We start from the raw sequence: 11,722 nt of genomic DNA on the forward strand, positions 1-11,722 counted from the left end.
CTATTTTATTAATGCGTGCATTCAAGCTAGCTCTGCCAGCCCAAAACCCTGATACATACTAAAGGCGCTATTAGTTAACTTTTTGAGGCTCTTTAAGCCGCTACGCTAGCTCGTTACGTAACTTAGAGAGCTTTGATTACATGTTTAGTCCGCTAACACACGAAAAAGGGCAGTCATCTCCTACTGCCCTTTTCACGGTTATAGCTTGAGCTAATCGCCCGCGGTGTAGACTTCTAGCGTGATGGCATTATTCCCTGCACTGTTCGTCCCTAAATCTTCCATCGCAGCTGGGTCTCGGGCGATAACGGTATAAATACCACCCGCCGATAACATGGTTGGGCTGCCCATCAATGGTGCGCCAAATACAACCGTGTTTGGATCACCTGCAGCGGTTACGGTCACAAAGTACTCACCACCGGCCACAGGAAGCTGTTCGGTATATTCACCGTAAGCCAGATTGGTAATGGCAGGCATCGCGGTTGAGATATCGTTCGTTGCGGTTAGGTAAACATCCACGGGAATGTTCTGCGCAACGATATAGGATGCATGTACCACCCGCAGCTTAGCTTCGGTCGCGACCGCGCGGCGATCATCGGCAAACAGGATCGGCTCAATCGATTCGGTGGGCATGGCGTTTAAGCTACCACTGGCGATTGCGGTGTAACTGGTGCCTGCCATCAGGTCGATGTCCACATCGATCGGTGTTAGCGAGTTGGTTGCCGCATCTTCAACCTCTAGATTGTAGGTGCCGGTTGGTGCAGCGATGCTGTCGTAGTTGCCGGCAGCTTTGAATGGCACATCCATCAGTACTACGTTATCAGGAGCCATCAAGTTCGTGCTTGGCGCACCCACCAAGACATCCACCTCTGGAGTATCTGCCGACATATGGATCGCCCGCACCTCAGCGTTGGTGCCCGCCGTGAATAGCTCGCTCGCTTTGCTGCTATCCACCGCCAACAAGTTAACCGGATTAGCGCCGATGCCTGTGGTGTTCTCAACTGCTAACAGGAGCAGCTCGGTTCCGCTGGTGAAGTTCACCGTGCCGGAGTCGTAAACCACCGCGCTGCTATCACCGCCATCCGGCACAATACGGATCTGGTAATCAGTGCCTGCAGCTAGTGTTAGCGGCCCAGCACTGTCGCCAAAGTCTGCATCAATTTTAGTGCCTGTCATGAGCGCAGCACCGGGCGTAGTGACGTAGATATCGACATCCGCTACATCAGGCGCGGCATGCAGCACCGATACAGCAACGTCTGTAATCTCTTCGATGTTGGTGCGGATCAGCACCGGGGCGATTGCGGCAAGGTCATTTGTAGCGACCACATCTAGCCGTTCGTTATCGGCTGTCGTGAGCGTTACAGGGCCGATAACCGCAGCGGTTTCCGAACCATCTGGGAGAATGCCGCGCACCTCCACCTCATAATCGCCTGGAGCAAGCATCAGATTACCGGAGCTTACCTTGTAATCGACTTTTTCTAGGGTGAGCTTGCCATTTACATAGACATTCACCATGGGTGCATCTGGTGATGCATGGGTAACCCGGAGCTGCGATTGAGCGGGCTCATGCTTGCCTCCGCCTCCTCCACCGCAACCAGCTAGGGTTAACATTCCAACGGAGACGGCAGTACCAATTACAAGCTTGGTGGAGCTGAGAAACACTTTGGGGGATGGCATAGCGAGTTACCTTTTGTTGTTGTTTGCTATGCAACCTTTACGTGGGGTTTAAAAATCAGATCAATGAAAATTTCACGATGGTTAGCCGTGTAGTCATGTTCGTAACGCTAAGTTTGTACTGCGCTTGGCCGCAAAAAAGATACGTCTAATCAGAAACAAAAACCACAAAATTAGATAATATTTAACTTTATATTGCATTGATAATTAATTGATTTAATTAAAGTAAATGAATATTTTTACTTCGAGTGTACTGCTATCTTGGACAACAGGTTTTGTAAGGTTTCAGCAACATCTAATCCCGCTGTATCCACAACAATACGCTCAGTGCACCACGGGTGATATTCGCGCTTTTTCACCTTCTCCCACGTTGGGAGTTGCAGCCCTTCAACTTCGGGTTTTCGCGTTTCAACCCGATACCGGTGCTCCGCTTCATCTGAGCAAACCACTTCAATATCAATAAAACGCACCGCTAACTTTTCAGCAACGCTATGCCATTCATCACGGGATAGCTGAATGGGGTTACATGAATCGGCAACAACACTGGTGCCCAGCTGTAGGTTATCGGCGGCCACACGGTAACATAGCCGATACCCCTCGCCCTCTACGGCGATGCCACATAAGTCTCTTAGGCCTTGCTCAACGGTATCGATGCGCAGATAAACCGCACCGACTTTACCTGCCAGTGCTTTCGCGAGTGTTGATTTTCCGGACCCCGGTAGACCCGAGAAGATATAAAGCGTTGGACCCGCCATAGCTAATCCTTGTAAACAGACAAAGGGGTTTAGCTAGCAACAGGGGTGCATAGCTCGATTAAGATACCTGATGGGCAGCGCACATAAGATACGGTTTGCCCCCACGGTTTTAACTCGGGCGCTTTTAGCTCGGTTGCGCCATGCTCAATTGCGGCGCAGTGAGCGGCATGAACATCTGTGGTGACTAGCGCAATCTCCATACCCAGCGGCGTGGCCGAGTCAGTCGCGCTGATGTAGCCATCTTTAAGGTTTGCCTGCCCCAAGCTGTGGGCAGCAAAAGAGAGCGTGGTTGCGCCGGTGCTTAACTCGCCATAATCCTGCTCAGGGGTGATGAATTTACGCTGCATACCAAAGGCGTGCTCGAAAAAGCTGAGCGCCTTATCAACGTCTGCCACGTAAGCGATGGTATAGCCAAATGTCACCATATCTCTCTCCTTGATGGGCCTGAATGTGTATTAGGGCTTTATCATAACCAATTTACTGCGCCCAGTGGCAGCTTTGATTGGCGCTGATACGAGGTTATGAGCCATAATTATTCCCTAGCCATTGACGTGTTACTTGCGTTGTAAAACACTCAACCTCTGCCTGAGCCCCCATTGCGCAAAATGAGCCAAAACCAATCGTGATTAGATCTTTCATTTTGTTAGCCTGCGCCAGTTTAGCCATGCTGCCGGATTGGGGAGTTGCCAACCAACCCAAAGCGCCGCAGCGGGTTGTATCCATGAATCTGTGCACCGACCAGCTGGCGCTGTTAGTTGCTGCGCCCGGGCAGTTGATCTCTGTCTCTTATTTGGCGGCAGAGGCATCCTCTTCCCTTATGGCGAAAGAAGCGGCGCAGTTGCATACAAACCGCGGCTTGGCTGAGCAAATTATTCGCTTGCAGCCGGATTTAGTCCTCGCTGGGCAATATACCTCCCGCGCATCTGTTAATCTGCTGCGCCGTCTTGGCGTCAACGTACAGACCTTTGCGCCCGCCTATCGTTTTGCTGATATCAGCGCTCATCTGGCAAAAATTGGCACACTGTTGGGCCAAGAGGCACGCGCTAACGCTTTAATCGCTCAGTTGGATACCGCGCTCGCAGAACCCAACCAGCACACACACAGGTCGGCACCGGTGCTGGGCTCGTATGGTGCAAACAGCTACACCACCGGGCAATCATCACTAGAGAGCGAGGTGGTAAAGGCAGCGGGCTTTCGCCACCTTGGCACTGAGCTTGCGCTGCAAGGGGCATCCAAACTACCACTTGAGCAGCTTATTTACGCATCGCCCGACCGGCTTATGACATGGAAAAGCTGGTCGCAATATACTGGCAGAGCCACCGAGATTCTGCTGCATCCAGCGCTGGATCGCTGGTTTCCAAAGGAGCGCCGCGTAGCCGTGGATTCACGGTATTGGATGTGCGGCACACCCTTTACGGTTGAGGCGATCAACCAACTAAAAACTCAGATGGAATCACACGCAGATCATGCAGATTAAGATCCCCTACTCATGGCTGATGGCGATACTCGTAGCGTTGGTTTTGCTACTGTTCGCGATCTCTATCTCGATTGGCCACGTTTGGCTCAATCCATTGGATGCGCTCTGGTCTGGTGCTGGGAGCATCTCTGCTGCTGATCACCTTATTTTGACAGAGATCCGCCTACCCCGCGCGGTACTAGGCTTGATCATTGGCGCGGCGCTTGGCTTATCCGGCGCCACACTGCAAGGCTTGTTACGCAATCCGCTGGCAGAGCCGGGGCTGCTGGGTATCTCTGCCAGCGCATCACTCGGAGCGGTGTTAGCGATCTACACCGGCTTAAGCGCGGCCTTTGCTTATGCGTTGCCGATCAGTGCGCTGTTGGGCGCGCTCGTCGCGGTAGTGCTACTCAGGGCGTTAGCAGGCAAAAGCGCTGACATATTAACCATTATTCTCTCAGGTGTGGCGCTGACCTCCTTGGCTGGGGCGTTAACATCACTCACGCTGAATATGTCGAGCAACCCCTTTGCGGCGTTAGAAATTGTATTCTGGATGCTCGGGTCATTGGCAGATCGCAGCTGGGTGCATGTGGGGATGGCATTACCGTTTATTTTGCTGGGCAGCGTGCTGCTGCTCGCAACAGCTCGGGCGCTGGATGCCCTAAGCCTTGGGCAAGATGTTGCCCGCTCCATGGGAGTCAACCTAAACCGTACTAACCTATTGGCTATTTTTGGCACCGCCCTGAGCGTTGGTGCCGCCACTGCGGTCAGCGGTGCGATCGGCTTTGTAGGTTTAGTTGTGCCCCACCTATTACGCCCGCTGGTGGGTAACCGCCCAAGCCATTTGCTGCCTGCAAGTGCGTTAGGAGGCGCCGCCTTTTTGCTGCTAGCGGATATCGCAGTGCGGTTTGTATTCCCCGATAAAGACCTCAAGCTGGGTGTGATTACTGCGCTGGTGGGAGCACCGTTTTTCTTCTGGTTGTTGCATAACGTTAAGAAAAGGACCCAACTATGACGTTAACGCTATCGCAGCTGAGCGCCGCTTTAGGCAAACAAACGGTACTTCATGATGTGTCGATCGCCTGCACCAAACCCGAGCTGATCGGCTTGATTGGGCCTAACGGAGCGGGAAAATCCACACTCATGCGGGCTATCGCCGGTTTGCAACCCTTTTCTGGTGCTATGCAGCTTAACGGCAGACCAAGCACCGCTTACCGCGCAGATGAGCTTGCCAAGCTACTCGCTTTTTTGCCGCAAGAGCGGATCGTACACTGGCCATTAATCGCCTACGATGTGGTCATGCTGGGGCGTATGCCGCACCAATCGGGGTTTGGGAAAGCATCGGCTCACGATCATGAGGTGGTTAAGGCGGCCATGCACACCATGGAGGTGGCATCGTTTGCTGAACGCCCTTTTGATCAGCTCTCTGGCGGAGAGCAAGCAAGGTTACTTATCGCACGGCTGCTGGCTCAAGAGCCAGATATTATTATTGCGGATGAGCCGGTAAACGGCCTCGATCCGGCGCATCAAATTGGCTTGATGAGAACCTTCCAAGCGCTTGTTGCACAAGGTAAAACAGTGATCACATCGCTCCATGATCTGTCCTTGGCCAGCTATTGGTGTGACCGCATTATCGTTTTAAAAGAGGGGCAGCTCATCGCTGATGGCAGCCCAACCGATGTGCTCACCGCAGCCCGCATTCGCGGTGTTTACGGCGTCGAGACCGCTCACCTTACTCTGCCGCAAGGCTCATTGGTTGTACCAACCGATTTGGCGGATAGAAAGTAAACGCAAGCCCCCTGTACCAGAACGCCGGTTCCGCGGATATGAGCGGCCCTACGATGACACTTTCCCCGGCGTGATCTCAGCAATCACGCGGAACTCCCGTGTCATATGAGCTTGATCACTAAACCCAAACTGGTGGGCAACGTCAGCAAGTTTGGCATTGGGGTGTTTGCGCAAATAACCGATGGTTTTTTTGATGCGCAGCACGCGCTGATAGTGCTTAGGCGTTATGCCAAGCCACCGCTTAAACTGGCGCTCGATCTGCCGCAGGCTTTGGTTGGAATAGCCACTCAGGCCACCCGATAGATCACCCTGCTCAACATATTCCAGCGCTTTTTCTAAGCTATCTGGAACCGCAAGTATCAGTGCCAAATGGCAATGCGCCCACTGGTAAAGTGCTTCTATTCGACGTGAGCTGCCCGTTGTTTGCAGCGCAGTGTAGGTTTCGTGCAAGCTGTACTGCGAATCCTCTTGCGGCAACAGCGTTGGTTTATCGTACAACCGGCCTAACACCCCAAACCCGATCGCAGGATGAAAGCGAACCCCCATTAACTCAGCGCCCGGCGCTAACGCGATATGCGCGGCCTTGTGCTTTACCGGCAGCATGATGATGCCTTCTGGCAAAACCTCGGTACCGATACGTACTTCGCCGCGCAAGTTGAAGATAATCCCGCTACCCGCATCAGGGTAAAGTGGTTTTACAACCGGCTCAGTCTGTAAAACTGACGCTGACCATATCGATTGTACCCACGCAGACAGCGGCGCGTCGGGCTCTGAGAGAAGAAACTCGAACCCGCGCTGTAATGGTGTATCAGGGCTTATAGCTACCTACCTCCGGCTTGAACGTTTTAGCAACGCGGTTCCAGCTATTTATGGCGTTCACTGCAATGGTTAAATCTACCACAGCTTGTTCGCCCAGTGCTTGCAGCGCTACTTGGTAGCAGCCATCATCAATAGGCTCTGCTTTGGTCAGGCGCTCAGCCCAATCTAACGCGATACGCTCGTGCTCTGAGAAAAACGGCATATCGCGCCACGCGCTTAAGCCAATAACGCGATCAATGGTTTCACCTTGGCTAAGCAACTCTTGGCCATGCATATCTACGCAAAAAGCGCACTGGTTGATCTGTGAAACCCTCAGTTTGACCAAGTGCCACGTAGTACTCGTGACCGTATCACTAGCGTTGAACTGCTCGGCTAAGTAAGCCTCTTGGCCCATCAACAGTTCTATCGCTTTGGGGGCAAGTGCAAAATAGTTAGTGCGTAGTGCCATAGTTACATCCTCGTTATGTTTTTAGAGAATCTAACCAACAACTAAAACGCCGTATTGAAGATTTTCGACACGCTACGAAACTTGGTGCTTGAGGTGAGGTATCAGGTTTGTAGGTAACGTGCATAACCGCTCAAAACAAAGAGTGCTGGGGCGGGGTTCAGCCTTTTATTGATAATGATACCGGCAAGAAATGATGGTCAGTTGGCTGCCATCAACGGCGTAAACCAACCTATTTGTCTCGTCTATTCTGCGTGACCAAAAGCCCGCCAAGTTTTCCTTTAACGGCTCGGGCTTACCTATTCCCTCGAACGGGCAGCGCTTAGTATCAGAAATTAGCCGATTAATACGTTTTAGCGTTTTTCTATCTTGTCCTTGCCAATAAACGTAGTCCGCCCACGCCTCTTGAGTCCACGACAATATATCAATCATCACTCAGCTCACGCTGCACAACCTTACCTTCCTTGTACTGCTGGATAGACTTTTCAAGATGAGCAACATTGGCTGGCGTCTTAAGCAGATGAACAGTTTCCATCAAACCGTTGAACTGATCCAACGACATCACGACCGCATCGTCAGCATCTCTGCGAGATATAACCGTATAATCAGCATCATCAACGACCTGATCTAAAACACTTTTTAATTTATTACGCGCTTCAGAGAAATTCACTACTCTCATTACTCACCTCCAACATGTACGATATAAAGAACAAGTATATCTCGTACAATATATTGTTCAAGTTTGATCAAGAGGATAAAAAGCTAGACAGTGAACGGATCGCATGGCAGAACATTAACGAATGTCTGCGACCAATACGGCACTTAGCCTCCAGAGCAATTTAGACACGCGAGCCGATAAACAAACGAACATGCGTTGTTCATTTACCATCGTTCGTTCAGGAATTTTCTTGCTGGGTTTTCAATTAAATAAAACGATAAGGCACCGGTTAAAATAGCTAAAGAAAACAGCGTAACACCAGCGAGCGGGAAGGCTTCACCAAATTTGATACCGTAGTAGTAAAACGGCTGCTGCCATAAGTAGATGGAGAAAGACCATATCCCCAATAACCGGAGCGCAGGGATACTCAGTACGCTCTTCACGAAATTGGGGAGTAAATTCAAGTGATTCACTGTAAAGGCCAAAAGAAACGGTGCTACTGACCACTCAAAACTCCAGTGCGGAGAATAAGGGCTGTAACAGGCTATAGCTAGCACGAAAGAAACAAGCGGCGACCAAGCAGGCAGAAACCTCTCGAATCGATTTTTAACCAAAAAGTACCCTGCAGATATGAGCAGGAAGCTTGCCACAACTTCAGTTCTGAATTCGAAGTTCGCAGGTGCGAAACCGGGGTTTTTAACGTAAATGAAATGGGTAACGATGCAGCTCACACCGAGCGTAAGAACTATTAAATAAACCCTTCTAACCCAAAGAGCCAGCACGGCTACGACACTCAATACAACATAACTATGCTCTTCAACATTCAACGACCAAAAGTGCCCTATAGGTAGCCCAGTGTTCCATAAACTGGGGTGCTCTGGATAATATGACCTTAAAAACAGCAAGTTATAAAGGTAGTTGTTATGCTCATGAGATAACTCAAATATTAAGCTACACAGTGAAAGGCTAGTGACGAATAGAAGAAAGACAGGAAATATTCGGCTGATACGCCTTTTGTAGAACGTCCTCAAAGGTACTTTCTTCACAAAAAGGATGTTGGACATCAACATACCAGAGAGGACGAAGAATATGTCCACTCCCATTCTGCCAACGTGTATACCGGTAACATCAAAAAAATGCTCTAAAAGCACGAAAAGTATGGCAATACCGCGCCAACCATCTAGGTAGTCGATTCGCACGAGTTCAGCTTGCGTTGGCGTTACTACGCTCTTTGCGGCACTATGAATTGCAAGCTTCTGCTCGGCTCCTAAAGTTCTTTCCATGAACGGTAGACCTTCGTTATTTAGTACGCTGGCTCGTAGTTACTGCTGCCCAAAGCCTACCAACAACAGCGAATGCACACGTTACATCAATGATAACCCGACCTTGGCTAAGAAAAATGACTATAAATAGTCAGCGAATACAGTATTGAACCAAACACAGAACGCCCTAAAAACCGACCTCGTTTACTATTCGCCGTCTCTCGCGATATAAGGCAAAGATTCGGTAACCGCCCCAGATCATAATGGCAGCGCCAACAGACAACATGGCGTTAACCACGGTTGCATCGTTCAGAAGTGGGTGGAATGCATCACCATCAGCCGCAAACTTAGCGTAAAGCCCCAACCCCACCATGGCACTTCCTGGCGCATCCATTAGGCTTTGCATGCGGATTTTCTTGTCTATCTCTTTGATACGATCTTCGGTATTCATAAATTAATCCCTATTGCTTTGCTCAATGAGCACTCCGTTAACAGCTCAACTACAGTGGTTATGGCTCTCAATATTCGTTTACCAGAGGCTAGGATCACAAAGTGCTTGCACGCATTGAGTCTCCCCAGACATGGGTTGAATTGCTTTACCATCAAGAGACTGTGCTAGCCAACCTATTGGCTGACTCAGGGGAAAAGGTGCTTTGACTAGCGTCTCGTTAATGGGGGTGAAACCCGTTTTCGCATAGTAGTTCGGATCACCATATGTGAAGACTAAATCAACCTGTTGTGTTTTAAGATACTCTAAACCAAAGCGGATGAGCTGCTGGCCCACACCCAACCCCTGCATTGCGGTTGAAACCGCCACAGGCGACAAAATAAATGCAGTTTGGCCACTCGGGACAGTAAACCGACTAAAGAAAATACACCCAATAATCTTTTCGTTCTCTTCTACCACACAACCAATAAGGTCTTGCGGATCAGTCGTGACCATTAGGTTAGCAACGAAATCAGCAATGACATCGCCCTCTACCTCCCCCTCTGATGCCGAGAATACGCTTTTGAACAGCTCAACTACCGGTTGAAATGCAGACTGATGAAATAGGGAAAGCTTCATAATTTTTGCACGCCCTTAGGAGGTCTATTGAACAGGCTGGTGGTGATAGCCTCAATCTTTATCGAGCACCAAAACATAGGCCGATACTTTGCCAGTGAACGTCGTTAAGGGGCTGATTTGTTGAACCTGCCAGCCGGATATTTCGTACTCTTTGATCTTTTCATTGAGCTTTGTGACATCAACCGCACTCGACCAAAACTTACGGGATTTAAACTCGACAACTTAAATCATAAAAATCCATCTTTAAGGTATAAGCGTTGAAAGTTATAGCTAGAGTATCAGCAAACATTTGCAGATCAAGCACCGGCTAAAACCTTCGCAGTAGGTGCACCCCTTCTTACTCAAAACACTACACAACCGCCAAATCAAGCTGCTTACCAGCTGTCCATTCGGTTCGAATATAGAGAAACAGCACGGCACCCATCGGTAAAGTATTAGCTTATACCCTGCTCAGTGAGCTACTAGAGCTAGGTAACTTAAACCGAAAAGAGATCGCGGCGCTCGTCGGTGTGGCACTTATGAATAAGGAAAGTGGTTCCTTCAATGGCAAACAAAGAATACGTGGCGGCAGGCACCGGATTAGAACGGTGATGTTTATGGCGATGCTGTCAGCCGTTCAATGTAACCCCGTTTTCAAAAGTTACTATGAACGCCGTAAAGCTGCGGGGAAAATCCCTAAAGTGGCTATCGTTGCTTGCATGCGGAAGATGATCGTAATCTTAAACACAATGGTAAAAAATGAAGAGTTGTGGTGCCAGAAAACAGCTTAAAACAGTTGACTAAACACCACAGTCACTTGTTGTAGGTCCATTACGACTTCTTTCGCATCTTAAGTAAAAGGTACATGATGCCTCCACCAAATAGCAACAATACTAAAAGCACAACCACGTAAGTTGTGAGTTTTGACCAGTGAACAGATCTATCTGCGATAGCTTCACAAGGTTTATCTGGGTTTACAAATACCCGAATTGACTTACCAGCTTTATAATAGGATTTAAATTCATAAGCCAACTTTTTCAAGGGGCCATTATCTGTACCTTCAACCCACGAAACCCTATGCCCGATGCAATTAGTGCCCTTAAAGTTATACTGGTAGGTAATTTGAGGTCCGTAATAAGTGTACACGGTTGAATTTGAAGAGCTCCTCGACGTTGTAGTTGTTTTAATTGAAGCATTTAATAATTTTGCACTAACTGAAACCCAACTACTTGAATTAATATTACCGTATATTGGCGTTATAATGTTTTTTAGCATAACAAATGTTAAAAACATCGCTGCAATAATAAAAAAATAAAGGATTATTCGCGCTATTTTTTCATTTTTTATTTTACTTTCGTTGGCCAATATCAAATCCTTATTTCAATTCTGAAGAGTAAAAATATTTAGTTCAGGTGCATCACGCTTTCAGCATGGGCGACCACCCAGTGATCTTCCCCCGAAAAAGTGGACACCACTTTCGCTTAAGCCGTCATAGCCTCATATTCGACCGGGCTCCGGTAATTTAAACTGGAGTGCAATCGAATTCGATTATAAAACTGCTGGATGTGACTAACCAGCTTACCCCTCAAATGCATCTCACCAAAGAAGCTTCTCCCTTTGATGAGCTCACCCTTTAGTGTATGGAAGAATGACTCCATTTCCGCATTATCTGTGCAGCAGCCCGGCCGGTTTGTAATCGCATGCATGCCGTGCCGATCCAGCACCGCCTGGAACTCGTGAGCACGATACTCAACGCCCCGATCCGTATGGAAGATCAAACCCGGTGGCGGCTTCCTATTCCGAATGGCCATCATCAGTGAGGA

At 49.1% G+C, this 11,722-nt stretch carries 16 protein-coding genes and 1 pseudogene; 4 read left to right on the forward strand and 13 right to left on the reverse strand.

Features of this window, described 5'->3' with window-relative positions; translation table 11 throughout:
• Positions 1 to 210 precede the first annotated feature (210 nt).
• The 4 genes from EOE65_RS17015 to EOE65_RS18065 form a co-directional block, all read right to left on the reverse strand.
• Positions 211 to 1,674, reverse strand: a complete 1,464-nt coding sequence (locus EOE65_RS17015) for a DUF4397 domain-containing protein (RefSeq protein ID WP_127695963.1) — start codon at positions 1,672 to 1,674, stop codon at positions 211 to 213.
• A gap of 236 nt (positions 1,675 to 1,910) precedes the next feature.
• A complete protein-coding gene (locus EOE65_RS17020; protein ID WP_127695965.1) occupies positions 1,911 to 2,426 on the reverse strand; it encodes a P-loop nucleotide/nucleoside kinase family protein in 516 nt (171 codons plus the stop codon).
• Between the two features lie 29 nt (positions 2,427 to 2,455).
• Positions 2,456 to 2,851 carry a VOC family protein gene (locus tag EOE65_RS17025; RefSeq protein ID WP_206052708.1) on the reverse strand — a complete coding sequence of 132 codons (396 nt, stop codon included), beginning with the start codon at positions 2,849 to 2,851 and terminating at the stop codon, positions 2,456 to 2,458.
• Positions 2,852 to 2,945: 94 nt separating this feature from the next.
• Positions 2,946 to 3,149: a hypothetical protein gene (locus EOE65_RS18065; RefSeq protein WP_164847150.1), complete on the reverse strand. Its 204-nt coding sequence runs from the start codon at positions 3,147 to 3,149 to the stop codon at positions 2,946 to 2,948.
• On the opposite strand from EOE65_RS18065, the gene EOE65_RS17030 reads away from it, so the two are divergent.
• Genes EOE65_RS17030 through EOE65_RS17040 form a run of 3 tightly spaced genes read left to right on the forward strand, consistent with a single transcriptional unit; the run spans position 3,148 to position 5,670 of the window.
• Positions 3,148 to 3,903 carry an ABC transporter substrate-binding protein gene (locus EOE65_RS17030; protein ID WP_164847151.1) on the forward strand — a complete coding sequence of 252 codons (756 nt, stop codon included), beginning with the start codon at positions 3,148 to 3,150 and terminating at the stop codon, positions 3,901 to 3,903. The two genes, EOE65_RS18065 and EOE65_RS17030, sit on opposite strands and share 2 nt — an antisense overlap.
• Positions 3,893 to 4,897, forward strand: coding sequence for a FecCD family ABC transporter permease (locus EOE65_RS17035; RefSeq protein ID WP_127695969.1), 1,005 nt, complete (start codon positions 3,893 to 3,895; stop codon positions 4,895 to 4,897). Before EOE65_RS17030 ends, EOE65_RS17035 begins: the two co-directional genes overlap by 11 nt.
• Positions 4,894 to 5,670, forward strand: coding sequence for an ABC transporter ATP-binding protein (locus EOE65_RS17040; RefSeq protein ID WP_127695971.1), 777 nt, complete (start codon positions 4,894 to 4,896; stop codon positions 5,668 to 5,670). Before EOE65_RS17035 ends, EOE65_RS17040 begins: the two co-directional genes overlap by 4 nt.
• 48 nt (positions 5,671 to 5,718) lie before the next feature.
• Here the strand turns inward: EOE65_RS17040 and EOE65_RS17045 are convergent, their stop codons facing one another.
• The 7 genes from EOE65_RS17045 to EOE65_RS17075 form a co-directional block, all read right to left on the reverse strand.
• Entirely contained in the window at positions 5,719 to 6,489 is a 771-nt protein-coding gene (locus EOE65_RS17045) for a helix-turn-helix domain-containing protein (protein ID WP_206052712.1), read from the reverse strand.
• On the reverse strand, positions 6,479 to 6,937 hold the full coding sequence (locus tag EOE65_RS17050; RefSeq protein WP_127695975.1) for a carboxymuconolactone decarboxylase family protein: 459 nt from the start codon (positions 6,935 to 6,937) through the stop codon (positions 6,479 to 6,481). Before EOE65_RS17050 ends, EOE65_RS17045 begins: the two co-directional genes overlap by 11 nt.
• Positions 6,938 to 7,102: 165 nt before the next feature.
• Complete coding sequence (locus EOE65_RS17055) at positions 7,103 to 7,366, reverse strand: Txe/YoeB family addiction module toxin (RefSeq protein ID WP_127695977.1); 264 nt, start codon at positions 7,364 to 7,366, stop codon at positions 7,103 to 7,105.
• Entirely contained in the window at positions 7,359 to 7,613 is a 255-nt protein-coding gene (locus EOE65_RS17060; RefSeq protein WP_127695979.1) for a type II toxin-antitoxin system Phd/YefM family antitoxin, read from the reverse strand. Before EOE65_RS17060 ends, EOE65_RS17055 begins: the two co-directional genes overlap by 8 nt.
• 203 nt (positions 7,614 to 7,816) lie before the next feature.
• Positions 7,817 to 8,875, reverse strand: a complete 1,059-nt coding sequence (locus EOE65_RS17065) for an acyltransferase family protein (protein WP_127695981.1) — start codon at positions 8,873 to 8,875, stop codon at positions 7,817 to 7,819.
• A gap of 166 nt (positions 8,876 to 9,041) precedes the next feature.
• Positions 9,042 to 9,305, reverse strand: a complete 264-nt coding sequence (locus EOE65_RS17070; protein WP_127695983.1) for a hypothetical protein — start codon at positions 9,303 to 9,305, stop codon at positions 9,042 to 9,044.
• Positions 9,306 to 9,383: 78 nt separating this feature from the next.
• Complete coding sequence (locus EOE65_RS17075; protein ID WP_127695985.1) at positions 9,384 to 9,920, reverse strand: GNAT family N-acetyltransferase; 537 nt, start codon at positions 9,918 to 9,920, stop codon at positions 9,384 to 9,386.
• Positions 9,921 to 10,342: 422 nt separating this feature from the next.
• Here EOE65_RS17075 and EOE65_RS17080 point away from each other — a divergent pair.
• Positions 10,343 to 10,690 (forward strand): annotated as a pseudogene (locus tag EOE65_RS17080) (transposase); the annotation flags it as partial.
• Positions 10,691 to 10,730: 40 nt separating this feature from the next.
• Here EOE65_RS17080 and EOE65_RS17085 read toward each other — a convergent pair.
• The gene (locus EOE65_RS17085) at positions 10,731 to 11,264 is read right to left on the reverse strand and encodes a DUF3592 domain-containing protein (RefSeq protein ID WP_127695987.1); all 534 of its coding nucleotides are present in this window, start codon (positions 11,262 to 11,264) and stop codon (positions 10,731 to 10,733) included.
• Between the two features lie 116 nt (positions 11,265 to 11,380).
• Positions 11,381 to 11,722, reverse strand: a 342-nt coding sequence (locus EOE65_RS17090) for an integrase core domain-containing protein (RefSeq protein WP_164847152.1), incomplete at its 5' end; no start/stop codon positions are given.

It is taken from the genome of Neptunomonas marina (assembly GCF_004005935.1).
Classification (GTDB): domain Bacteria; phylum Pseudomonadota; class Gammaproteobacteria; order Pseudomonadales; family Balneatricaceae; genus Neptunomonas; species Neptunomonas marina.

Coding starts and splice junctions, on each gene's coding strand:
- EOE65_RS17020 (WP_127695965.1), bottom strand. CDS start 2,426: ATGGCGGGTCCAACGCTTTATATCTTCTCGGGTCTACCGGGGTCCGGA.
- EOE65_RS17025 (WP_206052708.1), bottom strand. CDS start 2,851: ATGGTGACATTTGGCTATACCATCGCTTACGTGGCAGACGTTGATAAG.
- EOE65_RS17065 (WP_127695981.1), bottom strand. CDS start 8,875: ATGGAAAGAACTTTAGGAGCCGAGCAGAAGCTTGCAATTCATAGTGCC.
- EOE65_RS17015 (WP_127695963.1), bottom strand. CDS start 1,674: ATGCCATCCCCCAAAGTGTTTCTCAGCTCCACCAAGCTTGTAATTGGT.
- EOE65_RS17055 (WP_127695977.1), bottom strand. CDS start 7,366: ATGATTGATATATTGTCGTGGACTCAAGAGGCGTGGGCGGACTACGTT.
- EOE65_RS18065 (WP_164847150.1), bottom strand. CDS start 3,149: ATGGATACAACCCGCTGCGGCGCTTTGGGTTGGTTGGCAACTCCCCAA.
- EOE65_RS17070 (WP_127695983.1), bottom strand. CDS start 9,305: ATGAATACCGAAGATCGTATCAAAGAGATAGACAAGAAAATCCGCATG.
- EOE65_RS17050 (WP_127695975.1), bottom strand. CDS start 6,937: ATGGCACTACGCACTAACTATTTTGCACTTGCCCCCAAAGCGATAGAA.
- EOE65_RS17040 (WP_127695971.1), top strand. CDS start 4,894: ATGACGTTAACGCTATCGCAGCTGAGCGCCGCTTTAGGCAAACAAACG.
- EOE65_RS17035 (WP_127695969.1), top strand. CDS start 3,893: ATGCAGATTAAGATCCCCTACTCATGGCTGATGGCGATACTCGTAGCG.
- EOE65_RS17030 (WP_164847151.1), top strand. CDS start 3,148: ATGAATCTGTGCACCGACCAGCTGGCGCTGTTAGTTGCTGCGCCCGGG.
- EOE65_RS17060 (WP_127695979.1), bottom strand. CDS start 7,613: ATGAGAGTAGTGAATTTCTCTGAAGCGCGTAATAAATTAAAAAGTGTT.
- EOE65_RS17075 (WP_127695985.1), bottom strand. CDS start 9,920: ATGAAGCTTTCCCTATTTCATCAGTCTGCATTTCAACCGGTAGTTGAG.